General features: G+C 67.9%; 15 protein-coding genes and 1 tRNA gene. 12 read left to right on the top strand and 4 right to left on the bottom strand.

Annotated features, from left to right (window positions below):
* Nucleotides 1–154 precede the first annotated feature (154 nt).
* Nucleotides 155–240: transfer RNA gene (locus MSB02_RS07120), tRNA-Leu, on the bottom strand.
* Nucleotides 241–451: 211 nt separating this feature from the next.
* Between MSB02_RS07120 and MSB02_RS07115 the strand changes: the two genes are divergently transcribed.
* From MSB02_RS07115 to pknB, 9 genes are all read left to right on the top strand, one after another.
* The gene (locus MSB02_RS07115) at nucleotides 452–2,746 is read left to right on the top strand and encodes an OmpL47-type beta-barrel domain-containing protein (protein WP_267194538.1); all 2,295 of its coding nucleotides are present in this window, start codon (nucleotides 452–454) and stop codon (nucleotides 2,744–2,746) included.
* Between the two features lie 112 nt (nucleotides 2,747–2,858).
* Entirely contained in the window at nucleotides 2,859–3,752 is an 894-nt protein-coding gene (locus MSB02_RS07110) for a hypothetical protein (RefSeq protein ID WP_267194537.1), read from the top strand.
* A gap of 175 nt (nucleotides 3,753–3,927) precedes the next feature.
* Nucleotides 3,928–4,356, top strand: a complete 429-nt coding sequence (locus MSB02_RS07105; protein ID WP_267194536.1) for an FKBP-type peptidyl-prolyl cis-trans isomerase — start codon at nucleotides 3,928–3,930, stop codon at nucleotides 4,354–4,356.
* 110 nt (nucleotides 4,357–4,466) lie between these two features.
* Nucleotides 4,467–6,176: a serine/threonine-protein kinase gene (locus tag MSB02_RS07100; RefSeq protein WP_267194535.1), complete on the top strand. Its 1,710-nt coding sequence runs from the start codon at nucleotides 4,467–4,469 to the stop codon at nucleotides 6,174–6,176.
* Between the two features lie 137 nt (nucleotides 6,177–6,313).
* Entirely contained in the window at nucleotides 6,314–7,027 is a 714-nt protein-coding gene (locus tag MSB02_RS07095) for an FhaA domain-containing protein (RefSeq protein WP_267194534.1), read from the top strand.
* Between the two features lie 3 nt (nucleotides 7,028–7,030).
* Nucleotides 7,031–7,447 (top strand): FHA domain-containing protein, encoded by a 417-nt coding sequence (locus MSB02_RS07090; RefSeq protein ID WP_267194533.1) that lies wholly within the window; start codon nucleotides 7,031–7,033, stop codon nucleotides 7,445–7,447.
* On the top strand, nucleotides 7,444–8,523 hold the full coding sequence (locus MSB02_RS07085) for a Stp1/IreP family PP2C-type Ser/Thr phosphatase (protein ID WP_267194532.1): 1,080 nt from the start codon (nucleotides 7,444–7,446) through the stop codon (nucleotides 8,521–8,523). The genes MSB02_RS07090 and MSB02_RS07085 overlap by 4 nt, the downstream gene beginning before the upstream one ends.
* Nucleotides 8,524–8,529: 6 nt before the next feature.
* A complete protein-coding gene (locus MSB02_RS07080; protein ID WP_267194531.1) occupies nucleotides 8,530–11,274 on the top strand; it encodes an FtsW/RodA/SpoVE family cell cycle protein in 2,745 nt (914 codons plus the stop codon).
* A gap of 148 nt (nucleotides 11,275–11,422) precedes the next feature.
* Nucleotides 11,423–13,300 (top strand): Stk1 family PASTA domain-containing Ser/Thr kinase, encoded by a 1,878-nt coding sequence (gene pknB, locus MSB02_RS07075; protein WP_267194530.1) that lies wholly within the window; start codon nucleotides 11,423–11,425, stop codon nucleotides 13,298–13,300.
* A gap of 15 nt (nucleotides 13,301–13,315) precedes the next feature.
* On the opposite strand, the gene MSB02_RS07070 is transcribed toward pknB, so the two are convergent.
* The gene (locus MSB02_RS07070) at nucleotides 13,316–13,942 is read right to left on the bottom strand and encodes a phosphoribosyltransferase (RefSeq protein WP_267194529.1); all 627 of its coding nucleotides are present in this window, start codon (nucleotides 13,940–13,942) and stop codon (nucleotides 13,316–13,318) included.
* 111 nt (nucleotides 13,943–14,053) lie between these two features.
* On the opposite strand from MSB02_RS07070, the gene MSB02_RS07065 reads away from it, so the two are divergent.
* A complete protein-coding gene (locus MSB02_RS07065; protein ID WP_267194528.1) occupies nucleotides 14,054–14,884 on the top strand; it encodes an aldo/keto reductase in 831 nt (276 codons plus the stop codon).
* Here the strand turns inward: MSB02_RS07065 and MSB02_RS07060 are convergent.
* On the bottom strand, nucleotides 14,881–16,143 hold the full coding sequence (locus tag MSB02_RS07060) for a CapA family protein (protein ID WP_267194527.1): 1,263 nt from the start codon (nucleotides 16,141–16,143) through the stop codon (nucleotides 14,881–14,883). The two genes, MSB02_RS07065 and MSB02_RS07060, sit on opposite strands and share 4 nt — an antisense overlap.
* A 173-nt stretch (nucleotides 16,144–16,316) precedes the next feature.
* Between MSB02_RS07060 and MSB02_RS07055 the strand changes: the two genes are divergently transcribed.
* Both MSB02_RS07055 and MSB02_RS07050 read left to right on the top strand, forming a co-directional pair.
* Entirely contained in the window at nucleotides 16,317–16,601 is a 285-nt protein-coding gene (locus MSB02_RS07055) for a hypothetical protein (RefSeq protein WP_267194526.1), read from the top strand.
* Nucleotides 16,601–17,605, top strand: coding sequence for an HD-GYP domain-containing protein (locus MSB02_RS07050; RefSeq protein WP_267194525.1), 1,005 nt, complete (start codon nucleotides 16,601–16,603; stop codon nucleotides 17,603–17,605). Before MSB02_RS07055 ends, MSB02_RS07050 begins: the two co-directional genes overlap by 1 nt.
* A 15-nt stretch (nucleotides 17,606–17,620) precedes the next feature.
* On the opposite strand, the gene MSB02_RS07045 is transcribed toward MSB02_RS07050, so the two are convergent.
* Nucleotides 17,621–19,294, bottom strand: a complete 1,674-nt coding sequence (locus MSB02_RS07045; protein ID WP_267194524.1) for an AMP-binding protein — start codon at nucleotides 19,292–19,294, stop codon at nucleotides 17,621–17,623.
* Nucleotides 19,295–19,299: the final 5 nt, after the last annotated feature.

Below are 19,299 nucleotides of genomic sequence, written 5' to 3'. Positions count from 1 at the left end.
TACAGAACCTTCAACTCTACGCGTGCCGGCGCGCGCTTCGACGCAGTATACGCGAAGCCGATCCCGCCGCGCAGGGCCAGCGAGACACCACGCGCGAGGCCCCGGATGCGGCGATGGCCCCAGCCGCCAGGACCGGAGCCATCGTGATGATCGGTGGTGCGGGTGAAAGGAGTTGAACCTTCACGGGGTTGCCCCCACATGGACCTGAACCATGCGCGTCTGCCATTCCGCCACACCCGCAATTCCAGCAGGTAGGCATGGTATCACATGGGGGAGACTGCGGGAACCAGGCATCGCAGGGCCCGCGCGCACGCAACCGTGCACCTCCCATGATCGCGCCACGCGACAGGAGACCGGCCACAGACGCAGTATTAAGGATGCATAATGGTCCGCCCTTTGCTTCCTCACGTCTCACAGCACTACGCTCACATCAAGTCGACCAAGGCATGACATGTCCCGCTCGCTCGTATTGATGATCGCCATCGCGGCCGCGCTCGTTACCCCGGGCGCGGCATACGCGTATCCCGGCGACTCTACGGATCCCTCGCGCACGGACTGCGTCGACTGTCACGGAGCCTCCGAGACGGACATCCTCGAGCCCGGCGGCGACCCCGCCTTGCTGGCCGCAACCCGAAAGGGGCCACACGGGGGCTATACGCCCGGAACGACCAAGTGCCTCACCTGCCACGTCACGCACCAGGCGGTCAGCAGCGAGAACCTGCTGCCTGAGCAGACCGTGAGCGACATGTGCACCTCCTGCCACGACGGCACCGGCGGGGCTGCTGTGTACGGAGTCATCAAGGCCCGGACAGGACAGGACCCGGGGGCCACCCACCGCATCAACACCACGGACGTCGTCCCCGGTGGGGCGAGCGACGGCGGAGCCACCTCCAGGTCGTTCATGGGCCCCAACGGGACGCTCACCTGCATCGACTGCCACTCGGCACACGACTCACAGACCGTCGACCCCTTCCTCGGCGATCGGTTGCGCGCGTCCGAGACCAGCGACACCGGTATCGGCATCCCAACGAACCGCCTGCTCCGCCAGCAGCCGTCCGGCGCGGACGTGTCTGTTGAAGCGTACGGAGTGGGGTGGTGCGCATCGTGCCACGAGGGCCGCCTGCTGCAGCACGCCGAGGGTTCGGGCGTGATCGAAGAGCATCCCGTCGCCCAGGACGACACGTACACCTACGCGAGCACCCCGGTTGTGACGGGCGTCGGCTCGGCTGAGACGGAGCTCGGCAGTCTCGGCCAGAGCAATCGCGGTTACGTCATGCCGGGGCCGGATGTCACCGAGCCGACCCTCAAGACACCGCTGCAAGAGGGGCGCGGGCCGCTCTGCCAACAGTGCCACGAGGACGCCCGTGACGTAGGGCCGTCGGGCCGTCGCACTAACCCGGCGTTGACAGCAGCGGGTCAGGAGTTCCGGGTGACCGCCTACGGTGAGGACGCCAGCCCGTACGACAACCCCCGCTTCCAGGTCTTCCCGCACGAGAGCGAGAACGCGAGCTTCCTCGTCCGCGCGCCGGAACCCGCCGAGCCGTACAGCCTCTGTCTGAACTGCCATTCCCTGCGGCATGACGCCGTGCCCGGGAGCGGCGATGTGATGATATTCGAACCGGGGCAGCATGACGACGCGCTGATCGGATTCCCCACGGAGCCCTACGTGGTGTACGTCGACTGCACCATCTGTCACACGACGGACCTGAACGCCGTCCACGCGCAACAGTGCCTGGCGTGCCACACGACCCCGTACGACACGCTGGGCTCGTGGGACAACAGCTGCCAGCAGGGCGGCTGCCATGTCACCATCCATGACGGCGTGGCCGAGGCGCATGACCCCTGGGCGGACTCCTACGGGGGCGGGCAGTGCGGTCTGTGTCACACCTCAGGTATCGGCCCACCCAATCAGTCCAAGTGCGCCAACTGCCACACCTTGTACAGCGCCAGCGACACCACGGCGCCCGTGACCTCGTCGGACGCCATCGCGAGCTACGTCGGCGCCGCGTTCATCGAGTTCTCCATCACGGACAGCGGCAAGGTGGGCGTCGGGACGACGTTCTACCGCCTCGACGGCGGCGACACGGAGGTAGGCGGCAGCCTTACCATCACGACACCCGGCGCGCATACGCTGGAGTTCTGGTCGGTGGATCAGGCGGGCAACGTCGAATCACCGGTGAAGACCGCCAGCTTCACGATCGCCGAGGACACCACACCGCCGGTGACCACATCCAACGCCGTCGCTGGCGACACGTACTACTACAACACCGTGTACATCACGCTGACGGCGACCGACGCGAGCTCCCTCGGAGCCAAGACCACGTACTACTCACTGGACGATGGCCCGGTGCAGACGGGGTCCCGCGTGACGGTCCTCGCTCCGAGCGGCAGCTTCCCACACACGCTCGAGTTCTGGTCGGAAGACTGGTCCGGCAACGTGGAGGCCACGAACACCGTGAGCTTCACCGTCGTGGGTGGGAGCGGGACCGTCCGCTTCAACACGGGCACGCTCGCACCTGACGAATGGGTCGAGTGGCAGGTGTGGCGCGGCGCTCCCAGCGGCGACCCCCACTGGACCGTCCTCCATGAGTATCCGTTCAGCGGCTACGGCGACCTCTCTCTCCCGGTGAGCGGCACCGACTACTACGTGCGCGAGGCCTGGGGTACCGCCACCGAGCCGTACGACGAGCACAACTGGGGCTACTACCCGATCCGCACCCCGGATACGTTCATCCAGATCCCGTAGCGCGCGCGTTCGATGCGCCGCGGCCGATTGCCGCGTCCGTCGGGCAGCGATACCCTCAGGCGCGGGGGCAACCCCTCGCCGGTTTCCCTATCAGTGAGGATGTGAGGCGCACATGAGGCAGTGGATGGAATCCCACCCGCGGGTGGTCAGCGTGCTCTTGTGGCTGATCGCGATCGTCATCACCGGGTTCTACGTGCTCTATGAGAACGACCCGTACGACCCGCTCGCAGGTGAATTGGCGCTGAGCGACGGCGAGGTCGTGGAGTATGAGTTCATCCGCAGCCGGGTGCTTGATGAGGAGCTGGCGATTGGTGTCGACGCCCCGGAGGGCACCACAGGCTACGTCGAGTACTGGCGGGTGAACTCGGACGATGAGCCGCAGGTCGTGGACATGGAGATCCAGACCGTTGAGCTCGAGAGTATGGGCGACACCGAAGAGGTCGAGCTCCTTGCCGCCAGACTGCCCGGACTCAGTGAGATGGCCGGCAAGTACGCGTACTTCGTGCACCTCCAGTACGATGGCGAGAACTACGTGATCGACGACGGCGCCGGCGAGGCGATCGTATCGCGGTATCGCGGCGACATGCCGATGTTGACGGTCGTCCTGCCGCATGTGGTGACGATAATGCTGTCCATGTTGTTTGGCATCCGCGCCGCGCTCGAGGCGCTCAGGCCCGGGGGCAAGCCGCGCTGGATGATGTGGGCAGCACTGATCACGCTCCTTCTGGGCGGCTTCATCTTCGGCCCGATCATGCAGAAGTACGCGTTCGGTGTGTACTGGGCCGGCATACCGCTGGGCTGGGACCTCACGGACAACAAGGTCACGATAGAACTCGTTCTGTGGCTCGTGGCGGTCTTCTTTAACACCGGAAGCCGCAAGGACGGCCCGTGGGCGCGTCGCACGATTGTGATCGCCGGACTCGTCACGTTCATCGTGTACATGATCCCGCACAGCCTGCTTGGCTCGGGATATGACTATACGGCGGGCGAAGCGCTTACCGAGTAGATGTGCGGCCTCCAGGCCGAACATGAGACTTGTCGGGCAAGGCACGATGCTTGCTGCGTACCGGCGTCCGACACGGTAGGCGTATGCGTCACCCCCGGGTTGCGCCCGCTCTCCAGACGTGTACGGTAGAGTGTGATTCAGAACGGTATGTTTTCGATCGACAGGAGATTCCCTCGTGAAACCAGAGAACGGCGACACCGTCCGCGTGCACTACACGGGCACGCTCGAAGACGGCACCGAGTTCGACACCAGCCGCGGTCGCGACCCGCTCACGTTCACCATCGGTGAGCACACGGTCATCCCCGGGTTCGAGACAGCGGTCGCGGACCTTGAGGAGGGCGACACCGCCAAGGTCACGATTCCCGCCGTCGATGCCTACGGTGAGCGCATCGAAGAGGCGAAGCAGCAGGTCCCGGTCGAGGCCTTCGAGAGCGGGCTCCCGCAGGTGGGCTGGGGCGTGGAGCTCCAGGGCCCCGACGGCCAGCGCGTGAACGCGATGGTGGCCGAGGTGGCCGAGGAGTTCGTCGTGCTCGACTTCAACCACCCGCTCGCCGGTCAGGACCTCACGTTCGACCTCGAGCTCGTCAAGATCGTCAAAGAGTAGCGTCACGCGTCGAAAGGGCGGGGCCTCAGGCTCCGCCCTTTTGCACGCCCTTCCGCAGTCGCCCCTTCGCCGGTGACGTACAATCGCTCTAGTCGCGACACAGGAGCGCCGTGGAGGAGCAGTCCATACTCGACCGGTACCGCCCGCTCGCCGACCTGGGGTCCGGCGGCCATGGCTCCGTGGTGCTCGCCTTCGACACCCGGATGGCCCGCCGTGTGGCCATCAAGCGCCTGCCGCTCCCCCTCGACCGCTCGGGACGCCCCCTCACCCGCACGGGCCTGGCCGAGGCGCGTACGGCAGCGCTCCTCAACCACCCCGCCATCGTCACGGTGCATGAATGGGACCTCGACGAGGCGGACGCCTACATCGTCATGGAGGACATCGACGGCGCCTCATTGGCCGAGATCCTGGACCAGCGCCAGGCTCCGCTCGACCCCGACGAAGCGGCTGCGGTGCTAGAGTCGGTCGGATCCGCGCTCCGGTACGCCCACGCCAACGGCGTGCTCCATCTCGACATCAAGCCCGGCAACGTGCTCATCACGCGTGACGGCCGCCCAAAGGTCGCCGACTTCGGTATCGCCGCTCTCACGGATGCCCACGGCGGCGCCGCGGGCACTGCCGGCACGATCGGATACATGCCGCCCGAGCAGATCCGCGGCGAGCGGCTCGATGAGCGCACGGATGTGTGGGCGCTGGCATCCCTGATGTACGAGGTGCTCACCAACGCCTGCCCGTTCGACTCGGACACCCCCGAGGGATCGCTGTTCAAGATCGAGGTGGCCGAGGTTCCCGCTCCGTCGGATTTCGCCCCGTGGATCCCCGACGCCGCTTCCGACGTGTTGCTCGCGGCGCTGTCACCCGACCCGGATGAACGCCACGACTCGGTGGAGGCGTTCATCGATGCACTGTCGCTCCACCTCGGCGAAGCGGCGACCGGGCGCGAGATGCTCGCCGCCTATCTCGACGATGCGCTGGGGGATGAGCTCGCTTTCGAGGGCGAGTACGCAGGCGGCGGCGTGTGGTACGCCCTCGCTCCCTACTCCGGCTGGCTGCTCAGGGGTTCCGCGGCCTTCGTATCCGGATGGCTCGCGTGGGCAGGCGTGAGCGCGATGCTGCCGCGCTCCGGCGCTGGTGCGGCATCGGCGGCCATCGCGGGTCTGGCGGGCGCTCTCGCCCCCGGGCTCGGGCTCGCCCTGGGAGGTGTGGCCATCTCCGTCGGTCTCGGCATCATGGCCGAGTGGTGGATCGGGCTGGCGGCGTTCGCTCTGGTGCTGGCCTGGTGGTTGACGACGGCACGGCTTGGCGAGGGGGATTCATTGCTTCCGGCGGTGACTCCCGTGATAGGGATCGCGCGGTGCGCACCGTTCGCGCCGCTCATCGCAGGATTCGTCTACAGGCCCGCACGAGCCGCCCTTGCCGGAGGGCTGTCCGCGATCACGACCATCTTGGTGGCTGCGGCCACGGGCGGCGCTCGCCCGCTGCTCCTGCCCGGCTGGCAGTGGCTGCTCACGCCATGGCGCTCGGGCGTCGGGACGGATGCATTCCTGGAGAGTCTCGCCGACCCGGGCCTGATCCTCATCCCTGTGTCGTGGGCGCTTGCGGCGGCGCTGTGCTCGCTGGCCTGCGGCCGCGGCAGCCGCCTGTGGGCGCTGGCGGGCGTTGCGGCGGGACTCGCCGTCATGGCAGGTTCGTTCGCCGTGTGGGATCTGCTGGCCCAGGACGGGACGATGCTCGCCCTCGCGGCCATCGACCTCGGCGTGTCGGCCGCGCTCATGGCGGCCGTTGTGGCCGCCGGCTCTCCTCCGCCGCGCGACGACTGAAGCGAGAGCGTCCGAGACCGCTGCAGACGCGTCAGGCTGCTGCGCTTGTCAACGGCCAGCTGACGCTCTTGGCCGCCCTCCGCACAGCCCCTGGTATCATGAGGGGTCCGCACAGACCCCGACCACGGCGCAGGTAGATGGGTATCCTCTCCGATTTCGAAGACCGGATCGGCGGCGCGATCGAGGGCATGTTCGCGGGAGCGTTCCGCTCCCCTGTGCAGCCCGTCGAGCTCGCGAGGGCCCTCGCGCGGGCTGCCGACGACGGGCGTACCCTCGGTGTAGGAACGGTCTACGCTCCCACCGCGTACACCATCGCGCTCTCCCGTGAGGACCACGATCAGCTCGGCTCGTTCCGCGCCACGCTCGGCGGGGAGCTCGCCACCTATGTGACCGATCACGCCCGCGAGCGCGGTTATCACCTGCGCACGCGCCCGAGCGTCTCGTTCGTCGTGCACGACGACCTGCGACTGGGACGCTTCCGCGTGAGCGCGTCGCTCACCGAGGAGCCCGAGCCTGCCGTCAGCGCCGCCAGGCCGGGTCCGGCCGGGAGTGATGGAGGCGCCGGTCTCGCCACCGTCACCATGAGCGATCTCGGGCACGACGTCGTCCTGAGCGGAGACGAAGTGACCGTGGGTCGTCTGGCCGAGTGTCAGATCCATATCGCCGACGTCAATGTCTCACGGCGTCATGCCGCGTTCATGCGCCTCGACGAGGGCTGGGCCATCGTCGATCTGGGCTCCACCAACGGCACGCGCGTCAACGGCGAACCGGTGGAGCGTCGGCGGCTGCACGACGGGGACGTCATCGAGATCGGTCTCGTCCGTCTCGTGTACCACGAGCCGAGGGGGTGAGTCATGGTCGACATCGTCCTGCTGTTCGGGCGGATCGTGCTGATCGGACTTCTCTACCTCTTCCTGCTCGCCGCTATCAGATCGGGCATCGGCAAGGTGAGGGGCGGCGTGCGTCGACCTGCGAGCGGGCTGGCGCTGCGTGTGACCCGGGGGCCGCGTGAGATCACCGGCGTCACGGTGCCGCTCAGCGGGCCGGTCCTCATCGGCCGCTCCGCCGACGCGGACCTCGTGATCGCTGACGACTTCGTGTCGTCCACCCATGCGCGGGTCGTCGTGTCGGACAACGGCTTCATCATCGAGGACCTCGACTCCACCAACGGGACGGTCGTCAACGGTCAGCCGGTCACCCGGCCGATGCCGCTGTCGGCAGGCGACGCGATCGAGCTCGGCCGCAACCGGATCGAGGTGGTGAGGCTGTGAGCGCGCAGGGCGAGTCGCGATACGCGGGTGACAGTCACGTCGGCAAGGTGCGGTCGGTGAACGAGGACGCGTTCCTGCTCGCTCCCCCGCTGTTCGCGGTCGCCGACGGGCTGGGCGGTCATCAGGCCGGCGAAGTGGCCAGCTCGCTCGCCATCGACACGCTGCTCGAAGCGGCGCCGCGCTCCGGCGACCTCAAGGCCCTCGGTCGCGCGGTGCGGCAGGCGAACTCGGCGGTGATAGACGCCGCCACGTCCGGTCGTGGCCGTTCCGGCATGGGCACGACGCTCACGGCTGCGATGGTCGAGGGCACGCATCTGACAGTCGCCCACGTAGGCGACAGCCGCGCGTATCTGCTGCATCTCGGGACCCTCGAGCAGCTCACCCAGGACCACTCCATGGTGGCCGACCTGGTTCGACAGGGGCGCATCACCGCCGAGGAGTCACGTTCACACCCCAATCGGAGCGTCATCACCCGGGCGCTCGGGTCAGACCCCAATATGCTCGCCGACACCTTCGAGGCCGAGGCGGCAGCCGGAGACCGGCTGCTGCTCACAACAGACGGCCTCACATCGATGGTGCGTGACGAGGACATCGAGCACGTGTTGGCCACTGCCCCCACCCCATCCGTGGCCGTGCGCGAACTCATCGACAGCGCCCTGGAGGCGGGCGGGCAGGACAACATCACCGTCGTGGTCGTGGACATCGGAACGCGACCCCGCCGCGCGGGGGGCGCCCCCGGCGCTCGCCGGTGGGGCGTGCGGCTCCTGTGGCTGCTTGCGGCGCTCGCGGTGGTGGGCGGAGCGGCGTGGGTGGCCGACTCATACGCACGCTCGAAAGCGTACGTGATCGACGAGGGTGGTTACGTGGCCATCTACGAGGGCGTGCCGGGCACGTTCGCCGGCCTCAGCCTTCACGAGCGTTCCGAGGTCACCACCATACCGGTGAGCGCCCTGAGCCCGATCATGGCGGCGCGGCTGTCCACAGGCATCCAGCTTGACGGGATCGCCGAGGCGCGCGACCTCGTGCAGACCTACCGGGCGCTGGCGGAAGAGACCTCCGCGACGACGGCCCCGTAACCGGTCATGAAGAGCAGGCGCGACACCGAACTCTTCCTGCTTCTCGCCGCCGCCCCTGCGGTCGTGGTGCTGTTCGCCCTGGTGAAGGGGTCGGCGGGCGGCACCGTGGCGATAGGCGACCTCCTCGTGCCGCTGGGCCTCTTCGCCTGCTTCCTCGCCGCGCATGTGGCCGCCCGCTTCCTGGCCCGGGGCGCCGATCCGGCGCTCATGCCCATCGCGTTCCTGCTCACCGGGATCGGGCTCGCGACGATCACGCGGCTCGATCCCGAGCTTGCCGGCAGCCAGGTCCTCTGGGTCCTGGCGGGTATCGCCGCACTCGTCGCCACGCTTGCCGTCGTCCCGTCGCTCGAGCGCCTGGGCCGCTACAAGTACACGATCGCACTCGCGGGCATCGTGTTGCTCGTGCTGCCCGCCCTCGTCGGCGTGGAGGTCAACGGCGCCAAGCTGTGGCTCCGGTTCGCGGGGTTCTCGTTCCAGCCTGCCGAGGTGGCCAAGATCCTGATCGTCGTGTTCCTCGGCGCCTACCTTGCCGAGAAGCGCGAGGTCTTGTCGGTGGCCACCACGCGGGTCCTTGGCGTGTGGCTCCCGCCGGCGAAACACCTGGGGCCGCTGCTGATGATGTGGGCGATCAGCCTCGTCGTCCTCGTTGCCGAGAAGGACCTGGGTTCGAGCCTGCTCTTCTTCGGGACGTTCCTGGTGATGCTCTACGCGGGAACGGGCAGGCCCGCTTACGTCCTCACCGGCCTCGGGCTCTTCGCGGCGGGAGCATCGGCGGCATACATGATGTTCGCGCATGTCCAGCAGCGGGTCGCCATCTGGCTCGACCCCTTCGCCGACGCTGCGGGTCGTGGTTACCAGCTGGTGCAGTCGCTGTTCGCGCTCGCCGACGGCGGCGTCATCGGGCTCGGCATCGGACGCGGCCTGCCCGGTCGCATCCCCTTCGTGGAGACCGACTTCATCTTCACCGCCGTGGCCGAGGAGCTCGGGCTGCTCGGCGGCGCCGCGCTGATCATCGCGTATCTGGTGTTCTGCATGCGGGGACTCGCCACCGCGACACGCGCGCGCTCGGACGCCGCGGCGATCATGGCCACGGGCCTGGTGGCCACCCTCGGCCTCCAGGCGTTCGTGATCGTGGGCGGCGTGACCCGGCTGATCCCGCTGACCGGCATCACTCTGCCGTTCGTGAGCTATGGTGGCAGCTCGCTGCTCTCCAACTTCATCCTCCTCGGACTGCTGATGCGTGCCGGCGACGCGGGCACCGGCAGCGAGACGGAGATCGCGGTGACCGGCGGCGCCGGGTTGCTCGGCCGCCTCGCGCTCACCCGGCGGCTCACCGGTGTGGCGGGCTTCCTGGCCGTGCTCATGGTTGCGCTCGTCGTCAACCTCACCTACGTGCAGGTCGTGGCCGCCGCCGACCTCAAGACCGACCCTGCGAACACCCGTGGCCTCACGGCCGAGCTGAAGCAGGAGCGGGGCGCCATCATCACATCCGACGGCGTGGTCCTGGCCAGATCTGTGAAGGACGGTTCCGTGTACGTCCGGGAATACCCGCAGGGCACGAGTGCGGCTCACGTGCTCGGCTACTACAGCATCCGATACGGGCGCGCGGGGATCGAGGCCACCGCCAACGAGGCCCTTGCCGGCAAGCGCGATTTCGCCACCTTCGCGGACATGATCGAGGCGGCCGCGGGCACGCCCGTGGCCGGGAACGACGTGCGACTCACGATCGACTCACGCGTGCAGGCGGCCGCTGAGACTGCCCTCGGGGACCGGCGGGGCGCCTGCGTGGCGATCGACCCCTCCACCGGGGCGGTGCTCGCATACGCGTCGAACCCCGCATACGACCCGGCCGCGATCGATGAGGAGTGGGAACGGCTTTCGAGCGACGGGAGCGGGGCGCCTCTCCTCGACCGCTCCGGGTCGAGCCTGTACCCACCTGGATCGACATTCAAGGTCGTCACGCTCTCGGCAGCCCTCGAAAGCGGCATGGCGAGCCTCGACACCACATACACGGGTCCCGCACGTATCGACATAGGCGGCGCCCCCGTGACCAACTACGGAGGCAGCTCGTACGGCGCCATCGACCTCCGCAAAGCGACCGCGAGCTCGGTCAACACGGTGTTCGGGCAGCTCGCCCACGATATCGGCGCAAGCGTGCTCGTGGACCAGTGCGAGGAGTTCGGCATCGGCTCCAACGTGCCGTTCGACCTGCCCGTGGCCAGATCGCTCATGCCGGACCCGCAGGAGATGACCGTGTGGGAGACGGCATGGGCGGGCGTGGGACAGCCCGTGGGCGAGCACGAGAGCCCGCCCGGGCCCCAGGTGACGCCGCTGCAGATGGCGCTCGTGACGGCCGGCATCGGCAACGACGGAACGGTGATGCGCCCCTATCTCGTCGACGCCATAACCGACCGCTCGGGACGGATCATCACACGCACCACACCCCGGCCCTGGACGCAGGCGCTCGACCCCCAGACCGCCGCCCGGGTCACTGAGGCGATGGTGGGCGTGGTGAGGTCCGGGTCGGGAGGGCGCGCCGCACTCGACGGCGTGACGGTGGCCGGCAAGACCGGCACCGCCGAGGCCGGCAAGTCGGTGGAGACGCACGCCTGGTTCATCGCCTTCGCGCCGGCCGAGGAACCACGGGTCGCGGTGGTTATCATCCTCGAGAACTCGGGGGTAGGCGGCAGTGTGGCGGCTCCGGCGGCACGAGGTGTACTGGAGGCGGCGATCTCGGCAGGATACCGGTAGCGAAGGCGCTCTTGGCGGCCACGGAGACGGCGGCCGGAGGACGCGCGTAGGGCGCTTGTCGGGACACGATGAGCGCAACGGCCTGATGAAGTAGAATGTCATGGATCGCCGATAGCGGCCTCGGGGCCTGGAGGGTGTGGAGTCACTGGTGGAAGATCTCATATTCGGACGCAGATACAAGGTGACGGAGAAGATCGGGTCGGGCGGCATGGCCGACGTGTTCAAGGCCGTCGACGAGGTCCTCGGCCGCACCGTCGCGGTCAAGGTGCTGCATGCCCGGTATGCGTCAGACCCCAACTTCGTGGCCCGTTTCCGCCAGGAGGCGCAGGCCGCCGCCAACCTGTCACACCCCAACATCGTGAACATGTACGACTGGGGCCGCGACGGTGACACGTACTACATCGTCATGGAGTACGTGAAGGGCACCGATCTCAAATCGCTGGTGAGCAGGCAGGGTCCGCTCGACCCGCACAAGGTGGCCGAGTATGGCGCCCAGGTGTGCGGTGCGCTCACGGTGGCGCATGGATACGACATCATCCACCGCGACATCAAGCCGCACAACATCGTCCTCACGCCCGACGGCACGATCAAGGTGATGGACTTCGGCATCGCCCGCGCCGGCAACACCACCATGACACAGACGGGCTCCGTGCTCGGCACGGCCCAGTACATCAGCCCGGAGCAGGCGCAGGGGAAGCCGCTCACGCCCGCCTCGGACCTCTACTCGCTCGGCGTGACGCTCTACGAGCTCGCGACCGGCACCCTGCCCTTCGACGGCGACACCCCGGTGGCGACCGCGCTCAAGCAGGTGAACGACGAGCCGGTGCCGCCGCGTCAGGTGCGTGCGGCGGTCCCTCCGGCGCTCGAGGCGGTCATCCTGCGATCGCTGCGCAAGAACCCCGCCGATCGCTATGCGTCGGCCAGCGAGATGCGTGACGACCTGCGGCGTGTCGCCGGCGGTCAGTCGGCCGTGGGCGGCATCTACGGCGGGGCTGCGGCGGCGGACCAGACGAGCGTGCTGCCGCCGGTGGAGAACTCGGCGAGCTCTCGCCCCACCGGCTCGCCGCGCATGCAGCCGGTGCCCGAGCGACGCATGAGCCCCTGGGCGTGGGTCGCGCTCGTAGCCGTCCTCATCGCCGCCGGCCTTGGCGTGGCGTTCGCGCTGGGCGCCTTCGATGGCGGCGGCGTGGTCGTTCCCACGCTCTCCGGACTCACGGAGGAGCAGGCGGCCGCGGAGCTCGAGACCGCAGGCCTCACGCTTGGGGTGGTGGGTACCGAGAACAGCGACACGGTCGCGATAGGCATGATCATCAGCCAGGATCCGCCGGCCGGCGAGCAAGTCGAGCCCGGGACCGCCGTCAACATCGTGGTGTCGCTCGGGGTTGCCGAGGTCGCCGTGCCCGATCTCACCGAGATGTCCGAGCAGACCGCCATAGACATGCTGAAGGCGTCAGACGATCTCGAGTACGATAGGACGCGCGACGAGAACAACGCCGAGATCGAGAAGGGTCTCGTGATACGGACCGAGCCGGCTGCCGGTGCGACCGTGCCCAAGGGCACCAGCGTGGTCCTGTATGTCTCGGCCGGTGTCGAGCAGGTGGAGGTGCCGGATGTGACCGGCAAGACGGTCGCCAACGCCACCGCCGAGCTTGAAGGCATCGGGCTTAACGTGAAGACCACCGAGTCGTTCAGCGACACCGTGGCCAAGGGCAGCGTGATCTCACAAAGCCCCGACGCGAACGTCGTGCTCAAGGCAGGGAGCACGGTGACGCTCGAGGTCTCCAAGGGTCCCGAGGTCATCATCGTGCCCGACGTCCGGACCATGAACGAGGCGGACGCCAAGAAGGCGCTCACCGATGCCGGCCTCACGCCCAAGGTGGTCTACGTGAGCAGCCCGGACGACGGGATCGTGATCAACCAGTTCCCGATCCCCGGTTCGTCGGCGTCCCGTGGCGACCAAGTTGAGATCGAGGTGGGCAAGCTGCCTGACGGCGACGGCGGCGAAGAGGATCCCGAGACGCCCTAAGGGCCGGGGACCCGCTCAGCCGCGAGACCACGCCGACTCGAGGGTGTCGATCACCTCGTCGTCCGACGTCTGGTCGAACCGCTCATAATACTGCCCTACCGCACGGAACCTCGGATCGACCCAGACGACCACCACCTCGTCCGCCATCCCCTGCAACAGCTCCTCGGCTGCAGGAGAGGCCACGGGGGCTGCCACCGTCACCCGTGACGCCTGCCGTCGCTTGAGCGACTGCACAGCTGCTGCCACCGTCAGTCCCGTAGCGACACCATCGTCCACGAGCACGACGTGCCGGCCGACGATCAGTGGAAGCGGCCGGTCCTTGCGGTACGTCGCAAGCCGCCGGGCTATCTCGACGCGGGCGGCCTCGGCGGCGCGATGGACGTACGCTTCGTCCGCCCAGGCGGTGGCGTTACCCACCACAGCGCCGTCGGCATCCACCGCCGCGATGGCGTACTCGGGATCGCCCGGCGCACCCATCTTGCGCACCACCTCGCAGTCGAGTTCGAGTCCGAGCGCCCGGGCCACCTCATCGGCAACGATCACTCCTCCCCGCGGTATGCCCAGCACGAGCGCGTCGTGGCCGATCCGTCCCTCCAGGACCGCCGCGAGGCGGCGGCCCGCGTCTCTGCGATCGACGAACATCTCTCCCACCTCCGATGCACGACCATGCCCCACTCGCTGTATTCCCACCTCAGCCCGTGCGGTCTCCGGTCGTCCGACAGGGACGGTATGATGGTGGGAGGAGGTGGCGATATGCTGACTGGGATAACGGACACCGTGCAACTCGCCAACGGCGTGAAGATGCCCCGTCTCGGGCTGGGGACGTACAGGTCTGCCGAGGGCGGGGACGTGGAGCGATCAGTGCTGGCCGCCCTCGAGCTGGGCTATCGCGGCATCGACACCGCGTCGCTCTACGGCAACGAAGCGGGGATCGGCAAGGCCATCGCCGAGAGCTCGATACCCCGCGCCGGGGTCTTTCTCGCGAGCAAGGTGTGGAACGACGAGCAGGGGTACGCATCCACGATCGAGGCGTTCGAGCGCAGCCTGGACCGCCTCGGCACCGACTACCTGGACCTCTACCTCGTCCACTGGCCCCGCGAGGAGACGCCCGAGACCTGGCGGGCCATGGAGAAGCTCTACTCGGAGGGGCTCGTGCGCGCCATCGGCGTGTGCAACCACCTCGAGCACCATCTGGAGTCGCTCATCGCGAGTGCGGAGACGGCGCCGATGGTCAACCAATACGAGTTCCACCCATGGCTCCAGCAGCCGTCAGTGCGACGCTACTGCCAGGAGCGCGGGATCGTGGTGCAAGCGTGGGCGCCGATCATGAAGGGTCGCGTCGGCGAGGTGCCCGAGCTCGTGGCGATCGGCGAGCGTCATGGGAAGAGCCCCGCACAGGTGGCGATCAGGTGGCTGCTCCAGCATGACGTGGTGACCATCCCCAAGTCGGTCCACCCCGAGCGCATCGCCGAGAACGCCGACGTGTTCGACTTCCAGCTGGACACGGCGGAGATGGCTGCCATAGACGACCTCGATCGCGGCGAGCGGTTCGGCCCGGAGCCTGACCGCGGGGGCGATCGTTAGGGCCGCTGCACGTCCGGCTCGCCGTAGAAGAGCACCCGTCCGGCCGGCCCGGACGTATCGGGTGTGCCCCCGAGGTGGCTCGTTGTGTCGTCCCACGCCTGCTGCATCTTCGCGCGGTCGTCGGACGTGACGCCCGGGTAGTCCGCATCATCGAGCGCGGCACGTATCGGCAGCACGCGGTGCTCCCTGCCCGAATCGTCCGTGTCGTCCACCCACACAGGCACGTACTCCACGAACGACAAGCTGGTCACGCCCTCCTCGAGATCCTTCTCGAACCCGAGACGCAGCACGAGGCCGGTGTTCCGGTAGCGTTCTCGCTGGTTGGACACGAAGTTGCCCAGGGAGTGGATGATGAACCCCGTGCGCTGCGCGCCGTCCTCATCCGTGACCTCCACCGTCTCCATCGGCTGGATCACGTGCGGGTGGCTGCCGAGCACGACATCGGCTCCCGCCTCGATCATCGCTTCTTCAAGCCGCTGCTGCCGCTCCGACGGCTGGCGGCGGTACTCCACGCCGTTGTGGATGCTCACCACCACGATGTCCGCGACCGGCCGCGCCTCCATGACGGCATCGGCCATCGCGGCTTCGTCGATGACGTTGACCATCCACGGTCTGTCGGCAGGCGCGGTGAACCCGTTCATGCCGTACGTGTACGCCAGGACCGCGACCCTGACGCCGCGTACGTCCTCCACCAGGATCCGTCCGGCCTCGTCGGCGGTGCGCGCGCTGCCCGTGTGTCGGACGCCAAGCCCGTCCAGGACATCCAGTGTCCGCTCCACACCCGACGGACCCCGATCGAGCACGTGGTTGTTCGCGGTGGTGAGCACGTCGAAGCCGGCGCCAGCCGCAGCCTGCGCGAACTCGTCGGGGGTGTTGAACGTGGGATACCCGCTGAACCCCCTGTCCGCGCCGGCGAGCGTGGTCTCGAAGTTCCCGATCGCCAGGTCGGCCGAGGCGATCTCAGGCTCCACGAAGGCGAAGCACGGGGTGAAATCGTAGCCTCCGGGGACGCTCGCGGACGTGACCTGGGGCATGTGCGCCATCAGGTCTCCCACCGCCGCGATGGTGATGCGCTCCACCGGGGGCACCGGCCGGGGGACCGGGCGCTCGGCAGTCGCGGAAGGCCACGCCTCCGCAGCCGATATCGTATCCGCATCCGCAACCACGAGTCCGGGCAACCACGTGAGACCGGCGACCGTGAGCGCAGCGGTCGCCAGCACGACGACGGCACCGATCGCTATGGCCCTGATGACACGCACAGGCTCGGCCCTTCATGCGGACGGACATGACGCACAGGCGCACCCATTGTACGCGGGTCCCGACGATCGCCACCACGTGTCGAGCAAGCATCGTACCGGCGGCGTGGCTCCGCTATACTCGCCATGACCAGCAAGCATCGCCCACGAGGGTATGTCCGCCGAGGTGAGCCCGGGTGGTACAGCAGAGCGAGCTCATCATACTGGTGCTCAGCATCGCGCTCATCCCGGTCGTCGTATGGACGTACCGGGGCATCGAGCTCCCGGGCAAACCCCTCCTCGCCTGCGCCCTCGGCGCTATGTTCGGAGCGTATGTGGCGACCGTTGCCGAGGGATTCGTCGCGCCGACGATCCTGAACGCCCTTGAGCACCTCCTCTTCGCGATCGGCGGCCTCTGTTTCGCCGCGCTGTGCGTGATCGTGATACGCGCCTGGTCGTCGCGACCAGGAGACGGTCGCTGATGGTCCGTGCGTTCGACATCGTTGCGGTGATCGGGTTCGGAGCGGCCTTCCTGGCCGCGAGTGTGGCGCTGGTGCGGACCTCCAGGACCGAGCTGCGATACCTGTCCATACTGGTGCTCACGGCCATGGGCATCATGACGGTCGTCAGTATCGGGCACGTGGCGGCGGCTCAGCCGGAAGGCATGGATCTCTCGGAGGACTACGCGCAGGTGGTCTTCCTGCCGCTCGTGCTCTACGCCATGCACGCCCTGTATGCCCGCAGCGAGGCGGAGCGTGCCGAGCGGGCCAGACGCTCGGTGGAGCGCCTCGACCGCCGCCTGGAGGAGTCGTTACAGACGCTCAGCGAGTACCGCGTGAGCATCCTCCAGTCGCTCAGCACCGCCGTGAACGCGCGAGATCACTACACGGCGCTCCACTCGTTGCACGTGGCCGATTATGCAGCGGCGATCGGCGCCCGCCTTGGGATGCATGACCGCGTTCCCTGCCTCGAACGGGCCGGACTCCTCCACGACATCGGCAAGATCGCCACATCCGACGCTGTGCTGCTCAAGCCCGCCGGTCTTGATGCCGGGGAGTACGAGGAGATCAAGCGGCATCCGGTCACGGGCGCCGCGATCATCGAGTCTGTGGAGTTCCTGAGCGACGTGGTGCCGGTGGTGCGCCATCATCACGAGCGCTGGGACGGAGCAGGATACCCGGACGGCCTCGCGGGGAGCAGGATCCCGGCCGAAGCACGGGTGCTCGCCGTCGCCGACGCGTTCGACGCGATGACGAGCGACCGGCCCTACCGAGACGGCCTCTCGCTGGAGGAGGCCCGAGCCAGTCTCATCGCGGGCCGCGGGAGCCAGTTCGACCCTGCGCCGCTCGATGCTCTCGTAGCGCTCATCGACGAAGGCGGCGTGGCGGTCAGGGCCTCAGGCACCGGTCGCGGGGCGGAGACAACCGCAGAGTCCGTCCCCCATCCCGCACGGGAACGCTCCAGATCGCGGTTCTCCAGACGCTGACCGCATCACGCTACGTCAGTCGCCCACGCCGTCTGCGGTCCGGATCTGCTTACGCTTGATCTTCCCGCCGAGCGTCTTGGGAAGCTCGTCGGTGAACTCCACGATGCGCGGGTACTTGTACGGCGCCGTGGTCTTCTTCACGTGGTCCTGAAGCTCCTTGGCAAGCTCGGGAGAACCCGTCCAGCCCCTGGCGAGCACGATCGTCGCCTTCACCACAAGGCCACGTATGGGATCGGGCGCCGCGGTGACGGCACACTCCACCACGGCAGGATGCTCGATGAGCGCGCTTTCCACCTCGAAGGGGCCGATGCGGTAGCCGGAGCACTTGATCACGTCGTCGTTCCGGCCCACGAAGTAGTAGTAGCCGTCTGAGTCGCGCCAGGCCACGTCCTTTGTCTCGTAGTACTCGCCGCCCACAGCGGCCTCGGTCATCACGGGATCGTTGTAGTAGCCCACGAAGAGCCCCGGCGGATAGGCCTCCTTGAGGCCCGTCACGCAGATGATGCCCTCCTCGCCGTCCTCGGCCTCCACGCCGTCCTCGGTGATGAGCTTCATATTGAGAAGCGGCGACGGCTTGCCCATGGATCCTGGGCGCGGCTCCAGCCAGGGGAACGTGGCCACCAGCACGGGGCCCTCGGTCTGCCCGAAGCCCTCACGGATCTTCTTCCCGGTGAACGCTTCCCACTGCTTGGTGACCTCAGGGTTGAGCGGCTCGCCCGCGGTGGCGAAGGTCTCCACGCTCGAGAAGTCGTACGCCGAGACGTCCTCCTGCAGCATGAACCGGTACATCGTGGGCGGCACACAGAACGTGTGGACGCGATAGTCCTGCACCTTCCGCATGAGCGTGGCGGGCACGAACTTCTTCATGTCGTAGCCGAGGATGGTGGCGCCACAGATCCACTGACCGTAGATCTTGCCCCAGCCGAACTTGGCCCATCCTGAATCCGAGACGGTGAAGTGTAACTCGTTCTCGCGCACCTGCTGCCAGTAGCGTGCGGTGATGATGTGGCCGAGCGGGTGCAGGAAATCGTGCATGACCATCTTGGCGAGACCCGTGGTGCCCGAGGTGAAGTACACGAGCATGGTGTCGCGCCCGCCGGGATACGCGTCGCCGGTGGGGCGCTCCCACTCGTCGGCGTGCGCCTCCAGCAGTTCGTCGAACGACAGCCAGCCTTCGCGAGCGGGACCCGCCACGACACACGCCTCGATCGTGGGCGCATCGGCGCGCGCGCCGTCCACCTGCGACAGCACGTACGCGTCGTCCACGCAGACCATCATCTTCACGCCGGCGCTCTCAGCGCGGTACACGATGTCCTTGGTGGTGAGTTGCACCGAGCCGGGGATGAGGATCGCGCCGATCTTGTGGAGCGCCACAGCGGTGATCCAGTATTCCCACCGCCGGCGCAGGATGAGCATGACCACGTCGCCCTTCGCGATGCCGAGGTCCGCGAACGCGTTGGCCATACGGTTCGAGAGCCGTGAGACGTCCGAGAATGTGAACGTGCGCTCGGCGCCATCGTCGTCGCACCACACCAGCGCACGCTTCTGCGGCTCCACGCGCGCCCACTCGTCCACCACGTCGTAGCCGAAGTTGAAGTCTCCGGTGGGCTCGATGCGGAAGTCCGCGAGGAAGTCCTCGTAGGAGTCGAACTCGAGACGGGGGCAGTGCCGGGAGATCACGTGGTCCATGAACG

The sequence above is a fragment of the Anaerosoma tenue genome, from assembly GCF_023161965.1.
Lineage (GTDB): Bacteria > Actinomycetota > Coriobacteriia > Anaerosomatales > Anaerosomataceae > Anaerosoma > Anaerosoma tenue.
The sequence above is the reverse complement of the archived record's forward strand: the minus strand, read 5'-3'. Positions and strand labels throughout refer to the sequence as shown.